This window comes from Patescibacteria group bacterium (assembly GCA_038065255.1).
Classification (GTDB): Bacteria; Patescibacteriota; Patescibacteriia; order JACQRZ01; family JACQRZ01; genus JBBTRI01.
Genome location: JBBTRI010000025.1, coordinates 22170 through 36813, shown reverse-complemented (window position 1 = coordinate 36813; position 14644 = coordinate 22170). Strand labels below are relative to the sequence as shown.

26 protein-coding genes are annotated in these 14644 nt (G+C 46.1%); all 26 read left to right on the top strand.

Features of this window, described 5'->3' with window-relative positions; translation table 11 throughout:
- Nucleotides 1-430: hypothetical protein (locus AAB400_05305; protein MEK7649295.1), on the top strand; the 430-nt coding region annotated here is incomplete at its 5' end.
- A gap of 128 nt (nucleotides 431-558) precedes the next feature.
- The gene (locus AAB400_05300) at nucleotides 559-873 is read left to right on the top strand and encodes a hypothetical protein (protein MEK7649294.1); all 315 of its coding nucleotides are present in this window, start codon (nucleotides 559-561) and stop codon (nucleotides 871-873) included.
- A 103-nt stretch (nucleotides 874-976) separates the two neighbouring features.
- On the top strand, nucleotides 977-1393 hold the full coding sequence (gene rpsL, locus AAB400_05295; protein ID MEK7649293.1) for a 30S ribosomal protein S12: 417 nt from the start codon (nucleotides 977-979) through the stop codon (nucleotides 1391-1393).
- Between the two features lie 6 nt (nucleotides 1394-1399).
- Nucleotides 1400-1876, top strand: a complete 477-nt coding sequence (rpsG, locus tag AAB400_05290; GenBank protein MEK7649292.1) for a 30S ribosomal protein S7 — start codon at nucleotides 1400-1402, stop codon at nucleotides 1874-1876.
- Nucleotides 1877-1909: 33 nt separating this feature from the next.
- Nucleotides 1910-3982, top strand: coding sequence for an elongation factor G (gene fusA, locus AAB400_05285; protein ID MEK7649291.1), 2073 nt, complete (start codon nucleotides 1910-1912; stop codon nucleotides 3980-3982).
- A gap of 6 nt (nucleotides 3983-3988) precedes the next feature.
- Nucleotides 3989-4258, top strand: coding sequence for a hypothetical protein (locus tag AAB400_05280; protein MEK7649290.1), 270 nt, complete (start codon nucleotides 3989-3991; stop codon nucleotides 4256-4258).
- 36 nt (nucleotides 4259-4294) lie between these two features.
- A complete protein-coding gene (gene tuf, locus AAB400_05275) occupies nucleotides 4295-5488 on the top strand; it encodes an elongation factor Tu (protein MEK7649289.1) in 1194 nt (397 codons plus the stop codon).
- Between the two features lie 44 nt (nucleotides 5489-5532).
- Nucleotides 5533-5874, top strand: a complete 342-nt coding sequence (gene rpsJ, locus AAB400_05270) for a 30S ribosomal protein S10 (protein MEK7649288.1) — start codon at nucleotides 5533-5535, stop codon at nucleotides 5872-5874.
- 176 nt (nucleotides 5875-6050) lie between these two features.
- Nucleotides 6051-6791, top strand: a complete 741-nt coding sequence (gene rplC / locus AAB400_05265; GenBank protein ID MEK7649287.1) for a 50S ribosomal protein L3 — start codon at nucleotides 6051-6053, stop codon at nucleotides 6789-6791.
- A 3-nt stretch (nucleotides 6792-6794) separates the two neighbouring features.
- On the top strand, nucleotides 6795-7469 hold the full coding sequence (rplD, locus tag AAB400_05260; GenBank protein ID MEK7649286.1) for a 50S ribosomal protein L4: 675 nt from the start codon (nucleotides 6795-6797) through the stop codon (nucleotides 7467-7469).
- Between the two features lie 9 nt (nucleotides 7470-7478).
- A complete protein-coding gene (locus AAB400_05255; GenBank protein ID MEK7649285.1) occupies nucleotides 7479-7916 on the top strand; it encodes a 50S ribosomal protein L23 in 438 nt (145 codons plus the stop codon).
- A gap of 3 nt (nucleotides 7917-7919) precedes the next feature.
- Nucleotides 7920-8756 carry a 50S ribosomal protein L2 gene (rplB, locus tag AAB400_05250; GenBank protein ID MEK7649284.1) on the top strand — a complete coding sequence of 279 codons (837 nt, stop codon included), beginning with the start codon at nucleotides 7920-7922 and terminating at the stop codon, nucleotides 8754-8756.
- 3 nt (nucleotides 8757-8759) lie between these two features.
- Entirely contained in the window at nucleotides 8760-9095 is a 336-nt protein-coding gene (gene rpsS, locus AAB400_05245) for a 30S ribosomal protein S19 (protein MEK7649283.1), read from the top strand.
- 9 nt (nucleotides 9096-9104) lie between these two features.
- Nucleotides 9105-9707, top strand: a complete 603-nt coding sequence (gene rplV, locus AAB400_05240) for a 50S ribosomal protein L22 (protein ID MEK7649282.1) — start codon at nucleotides 9105-9107, stop codon at nucleotides 9705-9707.
- Nucleotides 9708-9710: 3 nt separating this feature from the next.
- On the top strand, nucleotides 9711-10376 hold the full coding sequence (gene rpsC, locus AAB400_05235) for a 30S ribosomal protein S3 (GenBank protein MEK7649281.1): 666 nt from the start codon (nucleotides 9711-9713) through the stop codon (nucleotides 10374-10376).
- 9 nt (nucleotides 10377-10385) lie between these two features.
- Nucleotides 10386-10805 (top strand): 50S ribosomal protein L16, encoded by a 420-nt coding sequence (rplP, locus tag AAB400_05230; protein MEK7649280.1) that lies wholly within the window; start codon nucleotides 10386-10388, stop codon nucleotides 10803-10805.
- A gap of 10 nt (nucleotides 10806-10815) precedes the next feature.
- On the top strand, nucleotides 10816-11007 hold the full coding sequence (locus AAB400_05225) for a 50S ribosomal protein L29 (protein MEK7649279.1): 192 nt from the start codon (nucleotides 10816-10818) through the stop codon (nucleotides 11005-11007).
- Nucleotides 11008-11018: 11 nt separating this feature from the next.
- On the top strand, nucleotides 11019-11288 hold the full coding sequence (gene rpsQ / locus AAB400_05220) for a 30S ribosomal protein S17 (protein MEK7649278.1): 270 nt from the start codon (nucleotides 11019-11021) through the stop codon (nucleotides 11286-11288).
- 10 nt (nucleotides 11289-11298) lie between these two features.
- Complete coding sequence (gene rplN / locus AAB400_05215) at nucleotides 11299-11670, top strand: 50S ribosomal protein L14 (GenBank protein MEK7649277.1); 372 nt, start codon at nucleotides 11299-11301, stop codon at nucleotides 11668-11670.
- A gap of 18 nt (nucleotides 11671-11688) precedes the next feature.
- Entirely contained in the window at nucleotides 11689-12021 is a 333-nt protein-coding gene (rplX, locus tag AAB400_05210) for a 50S ribosomal protein L24 (GenBank protein MEK7649276.1), read from the top strand.
- Between the two features lie 4 nt (nucleotides 12022-12025).
- Nucleotides 12026-12580 carry a 50S ribosomal protein L5 gene (gene rplE, locus AAB400_05205; protein MEK7649275.1) on the top strand — a complete coding sequence of 185 codons (555 nt, stop codon included), beginning with the start codon at nucleotides 12026-12028 and terminating at the stop codon, nucleotides 12578-12580.
- 2 nt (nucleotides 12581-12582) lie between these two features.
- Nucleotides 12583-12768, top strand: a complete 186-nt coding sequence (locus tag AAB400_05200; protein ID MEK7649274.1) for a type Z 30S ribosomal protein S14 — start codon at nucleotides 12583-12585, stop codon at nucleotides 12766-12768.
- A gap of 15 nt (nucleotides 12769-12783) precedes the next feature.
- Nucleotides 12784-13176: a 30S ribosomal protein S8 gene (gene rpsH / locus AAB400_05195; GenBank protein MEK7649273.1), complete on the top strand. Its 393-nt coding sequence runs from the start codon at nucleotides 12784-12786 to the stop codon at nucleotides 13174-13176.
- Between the two features lie 5 nt (nucleotides 13177-13181).
- Nucleotides 13182-13730, top strand: a complete 549-nt coding sequence (gene rplF / locus AAB400_05190) for a 50S ribosomal protein L6 (protein ID MEK7649272.1) — start codon at nucleotides 13182-13184, stop codon at nucleotides 13728-13730.
- 1 nt (nucleotide 13731) lies between these two features.
- Complete coding sequence (rplR, locus tag AAB400_05185) at nucleotides 13732-14091, top strand: 50S ribosomal protein L18 (GenBank protein ID MEK7649271.1); 360 nt, start codon at nucleotides 13732-13734, stop codon at nucleotides 14089-14091.
- Between the two features lie 14 nt (nucleotides 14092-14105).
- Nucleotides 14106-14642, top strand: a complete 537-nt coding sequence (gene rpsE, locus AAB400_05180; protein ID MEK7649270.1) for a 30S ribosomal protein S5 — start codon at nucleotides 14106-14108, stop codon at nucleotides 14640-14642.
- Nucleotides 14643-14644 lie beyond the last annotated feature (2 nt).

Below are 14644 nucleotides of genomic sequence, written 5' to 3'. Positions count from 1 at the left end.
GGCAGCGACTAAGATTGAAAATGAGGGCAGAAAATCCGATAAAGTCGTGATAGGAGATTTTCAATTGAGTCGAGTCGATTCAAAAGGCAATCAAGATAAAATTGATCAAATTCTTGTGCGCAGTAAGGATATGATTATATCTGTTAAGGCTGATTCAGGCGGAATAGTGCGTGGCGATAAGGCAAATTATTACGCGCTCTATGTAGGTAAAGACATTATGGATCTTAATATATTAAGTTCCGACCGCCAGTTGGTACGTCAGATAACAACCGATCTTATCAAAAAGACTAAAGAATTAGGAGATGAAGAAAGGGCTTTCATGTGGCTTGAAAACGATAGTCCCTATGCTTCCATGAAAAATCCTTATGACGGGGGCGAATTGTTTTCATACGGCATGCCTTCTTCGGATATGTTCAAGAAAAAAGAGTAGACGCGAGGAGTCGCAGAAGCGCCGTCCGCTACTCACTAGAGTGGCTTTTTTATATCCTCACAATGATAAGGAATGACAAGCATTGAATAATTGACATGGTTGTTTTGCTACGATACACTAAGGATACTATGAGTGAACTTTCGCAAGAATATTTTGACCAACACTTTGATGATCTTATTCGGGCGGTAAAGGAGGGTTTTGACGCTACCGCATCAAAGAAAGAACTGGATGAAGTGCGTCAGGAACTTAAGCAAGAGATCCAAGGAGTGAACAAGAGAGTTTCCGGTTTAGAGTTTGCCGTGGGTCAATTAGCCGCTGAAGTAAAGGAGTTTGTCGCAGTTGTGAAAAAACAAGACACAGAATATGTAGAGCTTAAAGTGAAATATCATGAGCTCGAGATCCGCATTACAAAACTCGAAGGTCTCCAACCAGCGACCGCTTGACACATTTTTGGTATCCCCGTATACTGCTTTCAAGTAATCAACAAAGGGTTTACCCACCGGAAGCTCCCTTGAGGGGCTTTTCTATTAGTTTTTATATTTTCGTATGTCAACAGTCAACCAGCTTATCAGGCACGGAAGAACGCGAATAGCGAAAAAATCAAAATCGCCGGCATTGCAATTCACTCTTGATACGCTCCATCGCAGGCGCACGACCGTGGCAGCGCCGTTCAAACGAGGAGTCTGTGTCAAAGTAACGACAATGACGCCAAAGAAACCGAACTCCGCATTGCGCAAAATCGCCCGTGTTCGTTTGTCGAACGGCATGGAAGTAACGGCATATATTCCGGGTATTGGCCATAACCTCCAAGAGCACTCCATCGTGCTTATCCGAGGTGGGCGCGTAAAAGACCTTCCGGGTGTGCGCTATCACATTGTCCGCGGCGTGTATGATACGTCCGGAGTTGCCACGCGCCGCCAGGGCCGATCGCTCTATGGCGCAAAACGACCTAAAAAATCTTAAACCAGTATGAGACGAGGACCATCACCAAAACATCCGCTGATTCCTGATCCGAAATACGGCAATACCGTATTGGCAAAGTTTATCAATTACGTCATGGAGGACGGCAAAAAACTCCTTGCAGAACGCATTGTCTACAAGGCGTTTCAAGTAATAGAAAAGAAGACGGGAAAAAATCCCTTGGATATTTTTGATGAAGCGGTCAAAAACGTCATGCCTCTCGTCGAAGTGCGAGGGCGTCGTATTGGCGGCGCAAATTACCAGATTCCTATTCCCGTACGCGGTGAACGGAAATATGCGCTTGCGTTCCGCTGGATGCTTGCAGGTGCTCGCGGGAAGAAAAAGCGTGCTATGTTCGAACGCCTTGCTGACGAACTCATGGCTGCCGCACAAAAAGAAGGGGATGCAATCAAAAAACGCAATGATGTGCATCGCATGGCGGAAGCCAATCGCGCGTTTGCCCATTTTGCTCGGTTTTCACGATAAAACTTCTACCAACATCTAACCACGAAACAGTCTATGTCTCGAGATTATTCTTTGGAAAAAACACGTAATTTCGGCATTATTGCCCATATTGACGCCGGTAAAACTACTGTAACCGAGCGCATTTTGTTTTATACAGGCAAAAAGCACAAAATCGGCGAAGTGCACGAGGGAGAAGCGACCATGGACTGGATGGCTCAAGAACGTGAACGCGGCATCACCATCACCGCAGCGGCAACAACATGTTTTTGGAAGGAGCATAAATTTAATATCATCGACACTCCGGGACATATTGATTTTACCGTCGAAGTGCAGCGCTCCTTGCGCGTGCTCGACGGCGGCGTTGTTGTGTTTGACGGCGTTGCAGGCGTTGAACCGCAGTCGGAGACGGTGTGGCACCAGGCCGATAAGTACGAAGTGCCCCGTATGTGTTTTATTAATAAATTAGACCGTACCGGCGCTGATTTTTATAAAGACTTGGATTCCATTCACGAACGTTTGACCAAAAAAGCGCACCCAATTCAGCTTCCTATCGGCATTGAAGATTCATTCAAAGGAATTATCGATCTTCTCAACCGAACAGCATTTTTCTATGAAGATGATCTGGGTACCAAGATCACTGAATGTCCGATTCCTGATGATATGAAAGAAAAGACGGAAAGCTATCGCGCACAGCTCGTGGAAGCTATTTGTGAAAACGATGAACAGCTCATGTCGAAGTATTTGGCAGGTGAAGAAGTGAGTGTAGCCGATCTTAAACGGGTTCTGCGAAAATGCTGCATTTCTCGCGATGTTATTCCGGTGCTCTGCGGCAGCGCTCTGAAAAATAAGGGCGTACAATACCTGCTTGATGCAGTAAACGATTATCTGCCCTCCCCGTTGGATATTCCTCCGGTGCATGGTTTCGATCTTAACGATCCCGATAAAGAAGTTGAGCGTCTTCCGGATGACAATCAGCCCTTTGCCGCGCTTGCATTCAAAATCGCAGCTGATCCCTATATCGGAAAACTCTGTTTCTTCCGGGTCTATTCCGGAACACTGAAAGCGGGTTCCTATGTGCTCAATACAACAACAGGCGAACGGGAGCGCATCGGTCGCATCGTACGTATGTATGCCAATGACCGTGAAGATATCGAAGAAATCCGCGCGGGTGATATCGGTGCGGCTGTGGGGTTGAAAAATACCTTTACCGGCGATACGCTTTGTGATCCCGATAAACCTGTTGTATTGGAATCCATCACGTTTCCGGAACCTGTTATTTCCGTTGCCATTGAGCCAAAAACAAAAGCCGATCAGGAGCGTATGGGAATTGCAATGCAGAAACTTGCTGAAGAAGATCCGACATTCCGCGTACGAACCGATGAAGAAACCCTCCAGACTATTATTTCCGGCATGGGTGAGTTGCATTTGGAAATCATTATCGACCGCATGAAGCGCGAGTTTAAAGTTGAAGCGAATGTTGGCAAGCCCCAAGTCGCGTACAAAGAAACAATCAAAGGGACTGCAGAAGCGGAAGGCAAGTATATTAAGCAGTCCGGCGGCCGTGGGCAATATGGGCATTGCTGGCTGCGCGTGGAGCCGCTTGAAGCTGGCAAGGGGTTTGAGTTTGAAGAAGAAATCAAGGGTGGCGCTATTCCAAAAGAATTTATCCAACCAATTAATAAGGGCGTTAAAGAAGCAACCACTCGCGGTGTGCTTGCAGGCTATCCCGTTATTGATGTCAAAGTAACCGTCTATGATGGATCCTATCATGATGTTGACTCGTCGGAAGCGGCGTTTAAAATTGCAGGTTCAATGGCATTCCAGGATGCATGCAGAAAAGCGGGACTTATTTTGTTGGAGCCATTGATGAAGGTGGAAGTAATTACTCCGGAAAGCTTTATGGGAGAGGTTATTGGTGATCTCAACTCGAAGCGCGGCCAAGTTCGTGAAATGTCTGAGCGTTCCGGCGTGCGCATTATCAGCGCATTTGTGCCGTTGGCAGAAATGTTTGGTTATGCAACTCAGCTCCGTTCCATGACGCAAGGAAGAGCAAGTTACAACATGGAATTCGACCACTATTCGGAAGTGCCAAGGAATATTGTCGAAACAATATTAGCAAAAAAATAATGCCCTATGGATACGCGGAGATGGAATGAAATCATTGATGTTGTGGTAAAAACAGGGGATACCTGTATTGTTGCAGATACTGAAAAATCATTTGTACTTATGGATATAAAGAAATACCGCGCAATGCTGCTTGAGAGGGAATTGCATGTTTCTCACTTGACAGATTCAGGACTCCTCGATAAGATTAACGCACAGATAGCCCTCTGGCATGAAAGTCAGAAGGAGCTTTTTGTTGACACCCCCGAACAATCTGATATACTCCAGAACGCACTTTGATCACAATCATCATTAAATTCATAATATAGCATACATATGGCAGGGAAATTTGAACGAACAAAACCACATGTCAATGTTGGCACCATCGGTCACGTAGACCATGGAAAAACGACCTTGACCGCTTCTATTTTGACGGTCCTTCGCGCAAAAGGCTTGACTGCGTCTGACAGGTCGGTTGATCAAATCGATTCAGCGCCGGAAGAAAAAGCGCGTGGTATTACCATTAATACAGCGCACGTCGAGTATGAGAGTGAGAACCGCCACTATGCGCATGTGGATTGTCCGGGGCATGCCGATTATATCAAAAACATGATTACGGGTGCCGCTCAGATGGACGGCGCTATTTTGGTTGTTTCAGCAACCGATGGCCCAATGCCTCAGACACGCGAACACATTCTGTTGGCGCGCCAAGTCGGTGTTCCTTCTATTGTCGTCTTTTTGAATAAAGTCGATATGGTTTCAGATAAGGAACTTATCGATCTTGTAGAGGAAGAAGTTCGCGATCTATTGAAAAAATACGAATTCCCCGGCGATACAACGCCGATCATTCGCGGTTCAGCGCTCAAAGCGCTCCAGAACCCAAATGACGCAGAGAGCTCACAGCCAATCATGGATTTAATGAAGGCGCTGGATGAGTTTATCCCCGAACCGGTACGCGATACGGAAAAACCATTCTTAATGCCTGTGGAGGATATCTTCTCAATTGAAGGACGCGGAACGGTTGTAACCGGCAGAATTGAACGCGGTATCATTCATGTTAACGAAGAAGTTGAAATCATCGGTCTTAAGGATACGGCAAAAACAGTTGTTACCGGTGTTGAAATGTTCAACAAGTCGCTTGATGAAGGTCGAGCGGGCGATAACGCAGGCTTGCTTCTCCGCGGTACCAAGAAAGATGATGTGGAACGAGGCCAAGTGCTTGCCAAGCCGGGAACCGTCACACCGCATACCGAATTCGAATCAGAAGTCTACATTCTTTCGAAAGAAGAAGGCGGGCGACATAAACCCTTTTTCAAGGGCTACAAACCGCAATTCTATATCCGCACAACTGATGTGACAGGCGATATCACTGCATTACCTGAAGGCGTTGAAATGGTTATGCCTGGCGACACTGTTAAGATGACCGTGAAATTGATTGCACCCGTTGCACTGGAAGAAAAACAGCGCTTTGCTATCCGTGAAGGCGGACTGACGGTTGGCGCCGGCGTTGTTACGAAGATTGTTAATTAATATCATAGGCTGCTGTGGCAACGACGAAAACAACAAAGGCAAAGATCGAACCGAAAGCAAAGGATAAAGCAAATGATGAGAAGCCAAGAATCCGCATCAAGCTTCGCGCATACGATCACAAGATCATCGATCAATCTGCGCAGAGCATTATTGAGGCGGCAAGCCGCAGTGGCGCTACAGTGAAGGGTCCCATTCCGCTTCCGACAGAGAAGAATAAGTACACCGTCCTCAAGTCTTCATTTATAAGAAAAGATGCGCGCGACCAGTATGAAATGCGCACTCACAAACGACTCATAGATATTGTTGATCCGACAGCTAAAACCACCGACATGCTGACAAATCTGAGCCTTCCGGCAGGCGTTTTTCTTGAGATCAAAATGCTTTGAACGACTTGCATCGCATGATGCGGATAACCCCTTCTACGGGAAGTGTCCATACGCACGCGAAGCAAGGTGGAGAAATCAGGGTTAAGAACATTACCATTATCATTCATCATGTACGTGTTTTCAAAGACAAAACCGAGTGTCCTTGAAGCTCGGTTTTGTATTAGGAAAGAAGAATTATGAAACTCATTTTGGGTAAAAAGAAGAGTATGACGCAGTTATTCGATGCCGCAGGCAGAGTACAATCTGTTACGGCAATTCATGCTGTTCCGAATATTGTTACCCAAGTGAAGACAAAAGAAAAAGACGGTTATGATGCGCTGCAGCTTGGCTGTGGCGAAAAAAAGCGTGCGTCAAAAGCGCTTTGCGGCCACCTCAAAGACATTCCGTCATTGCATGAAGGGCGTTCATTTTGGAGATTGAAAGAAGTGCGTACCGAGCATGCCGGCATTGAGCGGGGGAATAGCATTGATCTCTCGCTTTTTGCAGTCGGCGATCACGTCGATGTTATCGGCTGGTCAAAGGGGCGAGGATATGCTGGTGTCGTAAAACGCCATCACTTTCATGGACAGAAGGCATCACATGGTCACAAGGACCAGGAACGCATGCCTGGATCCATTGGCGCCGGCGGCGTGCAGCATGTGTTTAAAGGTAAGCGCATGGCTGGCCACATGGGAGATAGTCGCGTAACAGTAAAAAATCTCGAAGTTGTCCGTATAGATCTTGATCAGAATGTTCTCTATGTTCGAGGCGGTGTGCCAGGCAGCTTCAATGGTCTTGTTCTTATCCGTGCGGCAGGAACGATTGTGTCAAAAAAATCTTCAACGCAACCAGCTGAACAAGCGCCAACACCTTCAGTAGATACCCCGTCAGAAATGTTAGAAACGTCGGAAGCTGAAGAACAAAAACCACAAGAATAGCATATGAATGAACCAACCCACAAACCAATCACGCTGGATGTCTACGATATAAGCGGCGCAAAAGTTGCAACACGCGAATTACAGCCGGCTGTGTTTGGCGTTCCCATGAAAGAAGGGCTTGTACACTTGGCCGTTGTTGCTCAAGCTGCAAATGCGCGCACTGTCCATGCATCCACAAAAACACGGGGCGAAGTTCGCGGAGGCGGCAAGAAACCATGGAAACAGAAAGGAACGGGGCGCGCGCGGCACGGTTCTATTCGATCACCATTATGGCGGAAGGGCGGCATTACGTTTGGTCCTCGAACAGATCGCAACTACAGCCTTAAGATCAATAAAAAAGCGCGACAAAAAGCGATGTGCATGGTGCTGTCGCAAAAAGTACGCGAAGGAAGATTGCTTTTGATGGATGATTTTTCAAATACTACTGGCAAAACAAAAGAGGCACTCGGTGTATTGCAGAAACTTCCGATTCAACAGCAGAACAAAAAAACTCCTAAAGTCGGCGTCATTTCTCCTTTGGGAGCCACGCTTCTCAATCGAAGTCTGCGGAATATTCCAACCGTGCACATTCTGCCGGCCGCAAGTTTGAATGTTGCTTCGGCACTCAACATGCGCTATCTTGTTATGCCGCTCAAAAGTCTTGAACAGATTGAGCAGCGTTTTGGAACATCAACCTAACTACCCCGTATGGCATTTTCATTATTCCGCAAAAAGCAGGCAGCACCTCCGCCAAAAAACGTATCTCCAAAAAAGGATACGCTCGTTCCTATTGCAGACGATCAACCAGTGAAGGGGAGCGAGAAAAAAGCCGCGAGCGCACAAAAGAAAACATGGAACCAATTTCCCCTCCAGTCTGAATCTATTTTGATACACCCACTTCTTACCGAAAAAGCGATGCAATTAAGCGCGAGCGGGAAGTATGTTTTCGAGGTTGGCCGTCAAGCGACAAAGTTATCCATCAGGAAGGCTTTTTTCAATGTGTATGGCGTTATGCCGACAAAAATAGCTGTCATCCGACAGGACGGCAAAGAAGTGCGGTACGGAAAACATTCAGGCAGGCGTCGCCATGTGAAGAAGGCAATTATTACGGTTAAAAAAGGAGTATCAGTAGACATAGGTATATAATGTATGGCGGTAAGAATATACAAACCAACAAGTCCCGGCAGGCGCAAATCAAGTGTTTCTGACTTTTCTGATATTACCAAATATCGTCCTGAGAAATCCCTTATTGAAATTAAAAAACAGAAAGCCGGACGCAATAATCAAGGAAAAATCACCGTTCGCCACCGTGGCGGAGGAACAAAACGATACTACCGCATCATCGATTTCAAACGCTTGCGATTCGATCAATTTGCAAAAGTTATTGCCATAGAATATGATCCAAATCGTTCAGCACGTATTGCATTGTTGCAATACGACGACGGCAGTAAAACATATATTCTTGTCCCGCAAGGGTTGTCCGTAGGAGATATAATTCTTTCATCACAGTCAAAAGTAGATATCAAAGTGGGGAATCGGTTGCCATTGGCACATGTGCCGGTGGGTACGCTTGTGCACGCGCTCGAACTCGTTCCACGTCGCGGTGCGCAGCTTATCCGTGCCGCAGGTACAGCCGCTTCTCTTATGGCCCTTGATGCCGGCATGGCGCATGTCAAACTGCCTTCCGGTGAGGTTCGAATGTTCGATCAGCAGTGCATGGCGACAATCGGTCAAGTAGGCAATATCGATCATCAGAATATCCGATGGGGTAAAGCCGGACGCATGCGCCTCAAAGGTTGGCGCCCCTCTGTTCGAGGTAAGGCAATGAATCCCGTTGACCATCCTCATGGCGGTGGTGAAGGCAATCAGCCTATTGGCTTGCCGCATCCAAAGACGCCTCAGGGTCGCCCTGCGTTGGGTGTGAGAACGCGCAAAAGAAAGAAGGCATCAAATTCACTTATTCTCAAAAGCCGAAGAAAGAAATAATGTATGTCTCGAAGTCTCAAAAAAGGCCCATATATTGATCCGCGCCTCATCAAGAAGATGGCACAGGTGAAGGTAGGTGATAAGACTGTTATTAAGACATGGTCACGTGATTGCAATATTGTTCCGGAAATGGTAGGTTTTACGTTCGGTGTACACAATGGCAAAGACCATATCTCTGTGCATGTTACCGAACAAATGGTTGGCCATCGTCTTGGCGAGTTTTCTCCAACGCGGAAATTTGTCCGTCATGGCGGTAAGATTCAAAAAGATATCGAGCAAAAATCGGCGCAAAAGGCTTCCGAAACAGCCCAGAGCACCATGCAAACGCCAAAGAAATAACGCATATCTATGGAAGTTACAGCAAAAACACGCAATCTGAGAATGTCGGCACGAAAAGTGCGTCTTGTCGCGGATTCAATCCGAGGACTTGACGCCACCACTGCGCTTGCCAGGCTTCATGTGATTGCAAAAGCGAGCCGCGTGCCTCTCGAAAAGCTTGTATTATCGGCATTGGCAAATGCTGAGCATAACTTTCGTTTGGATAAGAACTTACTTTTTATTAAGAAGATTGCCGTAGATGAGGGCATGGCATTGAAGCGATGGCGGGCCCGCGCATATGGCAGAGCAGCTCCTATCAGAAAACATTCATGCCATATCACAATCGTATTGGATGAGCGCGCAGGTGCTGCAAAGAAACAAGCAGCCAAGAAAACAAGCGGTAAAAAAGGAAAAACCATGTCAGCAACAGTTGATGTGGCACACGACACTCCTAAGGCTGAGAATTCTCCGACGCAAAAAAATATGAAAGCTGACAGTGAGGGACACGCACCGGAAAGTCTCGATCCTCGAAGGCTTGGCAAACATCGCAATCAGCAAAATACCGACAGAAAAGAATTGCATGCAAAAAAAGGTTTTGTAAAAACATTCTTCAACCGCAAAAGCGGATCATAATGTATGGGTCAAAAAGTAAATCCTAAAATTTTTCGGACAGGCATATTGTGGACATGGGATTCCAAGTGGTTTGTCAGTGGCTCTCAGTTCGGCGCAGTGCTCAAAGAAGATTTGCTGATCAAAAAGTTTTTCAAAAAAGAACTTCAGAAAGCATCAGTCGCGCGCATTGAAATCGAACGGACACCCAATGCTATCACTATTATCATTCATTCTGCAAAACCAGGCGTTATTATAGGTCGTCAGGGTGCGGGTATTGATGAGCTTAAGAAAAAGTTGAAGCAGATATTTTTTGCATCAACAAAAATTGCTGTGAATATTTCCATTGTCGAAGTTGACCGTCCCATGCTCAATGCCCAACTCGTTGGCCAACAAATGATTGAAGATTTGGAGAAACGCATGCCTTACCGCCGCATACTGAAACAAACACTCGATCGTGTCCAGAAAGCCGGCGCGCTTGGCGTGAAAGCGACCATTGGCGGCAGATTGAACGGTGCAGAAATTGCGAATACTGAAACACTTGCTTGGGGGAAAATCCCGCTTCATACGCTGCGTGCGAATATCGATTTTTCCCGTGGCGTTGCACGAACTGCAGCTGGCGCTATCGGCATAAAAGTATGGATTTACAAAGGCGAGGTTTTTAATGAAAAGGAAAAACGATCCAAAGAATAATATCAAACTATGCTGTTTCCAAAAAAAGTAAAACATCGAAAATGGCATAAGGGGCGCAGTCGCAATATGAATCATGCGGCTACGAGTCGTGCGCGCGTGAGTTTTGGCGATTTTGGATTGAAGTCGCTTGAAGAATGTTGGATTACCGCCCGCCAGATCGAAGCGGCTCGGCGCGCAATCGCCCGATTCGTCAAGCGAGGAGGAAAGATTTGGATACGCGTTTTTCCCGATAAGCCCGTTACGTTTCATGGCAATGAAAATACTATGGGTGGCGGCAAAGGCGCCGTTGATCACTATGTCACCATTGTGCGCCCGGGTACGGTATTATTGGAAATGTCAGGCGTTGATGAAAAAGCAGCTCGCGAAGCATTTCGGTTGGCCGGGTATAAGTTTGCCGTCAAAACAACATTTGTGAAACGAGCCCACTAGATATACGCATATGAAGATCAAAGAACTACGTGAAAAGACAGAGCATGAACTCAAGCTTCTCCTTACAGAAAGCCGTGAGGCTATTCGCATATTGCGCTTCCGCATTGCCGTCAAAGAACTGAAGGACGTTAGGGAGTTGCGCGAAAAACGCCTGCTTGTTTCCCGTATCCTTACCCTCTTACGAGAAAAGAAATCACATTAATATTCCCCACTATGGAACACGAACGAATACAACGCAACTTTGAAGGAACTGTTGTCAGCACAAAAATGAACAAGACAATTGTTGTTCGTGTTGATCGCACCAAAGTGCATCCGAAATATAGAAAACGAGCGATTACATCGAAGCGTTATTTAGTGCATGATGAAAAAAACGAATGTAGAACCGGCGATCGAGTTCGTTTTTGCGAAACGCGCCCGCTTTCCAAGTTGAAACGGTGGAGGCTTACAGAAAAACTTACGCCATCAGCAAAGGCACTATCGTAACACCATAGATATGATCCAACACCGATCAATGCTTACACCCGCAGATAATTCTGGAGCACGACGAATCCAGTGTATTCGCGTAACTGGCGGCTATCAAAAACGCTATGCGCGAATTGGGGATATTGTTACTATTTCTATTAAAGAAGCGCAGCCCTATAGCCAAGTAAAAAAAGGTGAGGTGCGCCACGGTGTTATGGTTCGGACACGAAAAGAAACGCGTCGCAAAGACGGCACGTATATCCGTTTTGGAGATAATGCTATTGTGCTTATCGACAAAAAAAGCAAAGAGCCGATCGCAAGTCGTATTTTCGGACCCGTCGCTCGCGAATTGCGAGCCAAAGGATTTACTAAGATTATTTCTCTTGCCCAAGAAGTTTTGTAAGAGTGACTTATACTTCATATGAATAATCTCAAAATACACAAACAGGATACCGTCAAAGTTATTGCCGGCAAAGAGAAGGGGAAAACGGGCAAGGTTGTGCGCGTGCTTCGGGAAGAGAGGAAAGTTGCCATTGAAGGAGTAAATGTCGTTGCGCGCCATATTCGGCCCCGCAAAGGCGGCGAGAAAGGCCAAAAAATTTATTTCCCTGCCCCGCTGGCTATCTCAAAAGTAATGCTTATCTGTCCTAAATGTACCGCACCGACACGAGTTGGATACCAGACCCTGGAAGGAGATTTTAGAAAAAAGAAAGAACGCGTATGCAAGAAGTGTAAAGCGCTTCTTGGCGCATAAATCTATGACTGATCTTGGAATATACTACACAAAAGAAATCGTACCAAAGATGATGAAGCAATTTGGCTATGCAAATAGCTTGGCGGTGCCGCGCATCACAAAAGTAACGCTTAATGTTGGCGTTGGACGAGCATTGAAAGATGCACAATTTTTACAGACCGTTGAAGATAATCTCACGCGCATCACCGGTCAGCGTCCTGTAAAAACAAAAGCAAAACAATCTATCGCAACATTTAAGATTCGAGAAGGGATGGTTGTTGGCATGAAAGTGACGTTGCGAAAGAAGTATATGTATGATTTTCTGGCAAAATTACTTACGTTTGCATTTCCGCGTACGCGCGATTTTCATGGTATAGACGAGACGGTCGTTGACAAACAGGGTAATTGTAATGTAGGGTTTAAGGAAAATATTGCATTTCCCGAAATGAAGTCGGATGAGCTCGAACGCATTCATGGCCTTGAGATAAGCATCACAACAAATGCCCATTCGCGCCAAGAGGGACTCGCATTATTCACCTATATCGGATTTCCCTTTAAAAAAGAAGGTCATAAGAAATAACTATGTCTACGGCTGCACAAGAAGCAAAAGCAAAACGCAAACCGAAATTCTCGACTCGAAAAGTGAGACGCTGTTGGCGCTGCGGTCGACGCCATGGCTATATGCGGAAATTCGACATCTGCCGCATTTGTTTCCGAGAGCTCGCAATGCAAGGCGCAATACCCGGCATTCGAAAAAGCAGTTGGTAATTGATAACCACCTTTATGATGACAGATCCAATTTCAGATTTACTTACGCGCATACGGAATGCCTGCATGGTCCGCAAGGGGCGTATTGAGGTTCCATTTTCCCGCATGAAGCAGGATATCCTTGAGATACTCAAACAAGAGGGCTATATTGAAGAGTATGCACCTTCGGGTGAAGGCGCGCGGAAAATGCTTGACGTAACGTTGAGATATGTCGGACGTACGCCGGTTATCCATGCTGTAAAGCGAATAAGTAAGCCCGGTTGCCGTATTTATGCTAAGTCAGACGTATTGCCAATTGTCCTTAATAACCGCGGTATTGCAATTCTCTCAACGTCAAAGGGTGTTATGACGAATAAAACCGCAAAACGCCTTTCTATTGGGGGCGAAATAATCTGTGAAGTAAGCTAAATAGTATGTCTCGTGTAGGAAAACAACCCATCGAAGTCCCTTCAGGCGTCACTGCCGTTATTTCTGATGGGCATGTTAGTATTAAGGGACCCAAAGGAACACTTGATGCCACTCTTCATCCTGTTGTACGAGTTGCACAAACGGATTCCTCTCTTCAGGTAACAGTTGCAGACCCGACAGATAAAGATCATCGCGCTCTTTGGGGATTATGGCAGAGATTGATTGCAAATATGGTAGAGGGAGTTTCGAAAGGTTTTGAAAAAAAATTAGAACTTCAGGGTGTAGGATATCGCGTTGCGACAAGTGACAAAGGCTTGGTACTCAATCTTGGCTACTCTCATCCGGTTGAAATGCCATTGCCGGCAGGCATTGAAGTACTTGTTGAAAAAAATACTATTATACTCAAAGGCATTGATAAACAACTTGTCGGACAAACTGCAGCGCGCATCCGAAGCCTTCGGAAACCCGAACCGTATAAGGGTAAGGGAATTCGCTATGCCGGAGAGGTTGTGCGCATGAAAGCGGGTAAGGCCGGAAAGGCAGGAGCAAAATAATATGCGTCCCATTCTTCACAATCAAACAGCTCTTCTTCGCGTGAAACGTTCGCGAGCGCGCATCACAGGTACTCACGATGTACCTCGCTTGGCAGTTCACCGCGGTCTGAAAACAATAAGCGCACAGCTCATTGATGACGGAAGCGGCACAACGCTTTGCGCTGCAGCTGAACGCGAACTTTCAGCTCAACAGCGAAAAGGAACAAAGACCGAGCGTGCTCAAGTTATTGGCGCACTCTTAGCAAAAAAAGCAAAAGATAAACATATTACCCGCATTGTTTTTGATCGTCGAGGTAACAAATACCATGGCCGTGTGAAAGCGTTTGCAGATGCGGCACGGGAGGGAGGACTTGAATTTTAAGTACACACTATTGTATGGCTGAACGCAGAGGATCATCACGAACACGACCGACAGAGCAAGAATTCGACCAGCGAACTATTGAAGTTGCGCGCGTAACGCGTGTTATGGCTGGAGGAAAACGCATGCGATTTCGTGCATGTGTTGTTATTGGCAATCGCAAGGGTGGCGTTGGGTATGGCATTGGAAAAGGCGCTGATGTTTCATTGGCTATTTCAAAAGCTACAACCCGTGCGCGGCGCGATATGGTAACTATTCCTATCGAGCGGGAAACAATTCCGCATGAATTGCGCATTAAGTTTAAAGCTGCTCGCATTATTCTTAAGCCTGCGCCAAGCGGTACGGGAATTGTAGCAGGAGGTGCCGTGCGCGAAGCGCTAGAAATATCAGGAATCCATAATATTGTTGCAAAGGTGTATGGATCAAAAAATAAGATTAATAATATCAAGGCGCTGTTTTCAGCTTTTGATGTATTGCAATCTTCAGTCAAAAAACAGTCAGTTCTAAGGCATCATCTCCATCGTATAAAGAAGGAGAAAACAGAAGAGGTATAAGA

Coding starts and splice junctions, on each gene's coding strand:
- AAB400_05300 (MEK7649294.1), top strand. CDS start 559: ATGAGTGAACTTTCGCAAGAATATTTTGACCAACACTTTGATGATCTT.
- rpsL (MEK7649293.1), top strand. CDS start 977: ATGTCAACAGTCAACCAGCTTATCAGGCACGGAAGAACGCGAATAGCG.
- rpsG (MEK7649292.1), top strand. CDS start 1,400: ATGAGACGAGGACCATCACCAAAACATCCGCTGATTCCTGATCCGAAA.
- fusA (MEK7649291.1), top strand. CDS start 1,910: ATGTCTCGAGATTATTCTTTGGAAAAAACACGTAATTTCGGCATTATT.
- AAB400_05280 (MEK7649290.1), top strand. CDS start 3,989: ATGGATACGCGGAGATGGAATGAAATCATTGATGTTGTGGTAAAAACA.
- tuf (MEK7649289.1), top strand. CDS start 4,295: ATGGCAGGGAAATTTGAACGAACAAAACCACATGTCAATGTTGGCACC.
- rplC (MEK7649287.1), top strand. CDS start 6,051: ATGAAACTCATTTTGGGTAAAAAGAAGAGTATGACGCAGTTATTCGAT.
- rplD (MEK7649286.1), top strand. CDS start 6,795: ATGAATGAACCAACCCACAAACCAATCACGCTGGATGTCTACGATATA.
- AAB400_05255 (MEK7649285.1), top strand. CDS start 7,479: ATGGCATTTTCATTATTCCGCAAAAAGCAGGCAGCACCTCCGCCAAAA.
- rplB (MEK7649284.1), top strand. CDS start 7,920: ATGGCGGTAAGAATATACAAACCAACAAGTCCCGGCAGGCGCAAATCA.
- rpsS (MEK7649283.1), top strand. CDS start 8,760: ATGTCTCGAAGTCTCAAAAAAGGCCCATATATTGATCCGCGCCTCATC.
- rplV (MEK7649282.1), top strand. CDS start 9,105: ATGGAAGTTACAGCAAAAACACGCAATCTGAGAATGTCGGCACGAAAA.
- rpsC (MEK7649281.1), top strand. CDS start 9,711: ATGGGTCAAAAAGTAAATCCTAAAATTTTTCGGACAGGCATATTGTGG.
- rplP (MEK7649280.1), top strand. CDS start 10,386: ATGCTGTTTCCAAAAAAAGTAAAACATCGAAAATGGCATAAGGGGCGC.
- AAB400_05225 (MEK7649279.1), top strand. CDS start 10,816: ATGAAGATCAAAGAACTACGTGAAAAGACAGAGCATGAACTCAAGCTT.
- rpsQ (MEK7649278.1), top strand. CDS start 11,019: ATGGAACACGAACGAATACAACGCAACTTTGAAGGAACTGTTGTCAGC.
- rplN (MEK7649277.1), top strand. CDS start 11,299: ATGATCCAACACCGATCAATGCTTACACCCGCAGATAATTCTGGAGCA.
- rplX (MEK7649276.1), top strand. CDS start 11,689: ATGAATAATCTCAAAATACACAAACAGGATACCGTCAAAGTTATTGCC.
- rplE (MEK7649275.1), top strand. CDS start 12,026: ATGACTGATCTTGGAATATACTACACAAAAGAAATCGTACCAAAGATG.
- AAB400_05200 (MEK7649274.1), top strand. CDS start 12,583: ATGTCTACGGCTGCACAAGAAGCAAAAGCAAAACGCAAACCGAAATTC.
- rpsH (MEK7649273.1), top strand. CDS start 12,784: ATGATGACAGATCCAATTTCAGATTTACTTACGCGCATACGGAATGCC.
- rplF (MEK7649272.1), top strand. CDS start 13,182: ATGTCTCGTGTAGGAAAACAACCCATCGAAGTCCCTTCAGGCGTCACT.
- rplR (MEK7649271.1), top strand. CDS start 13,732: ATGCGTCCCATTCTTCACAATCAAACAGCTCTTCTTCGCGTGAAACGT.
- rpsE (MEK7649270.1), top strand. CDS start 14,106: ATGGCTGAACGCAGAGGATCATCACGAACACGACCGACAGAGCAAGAA.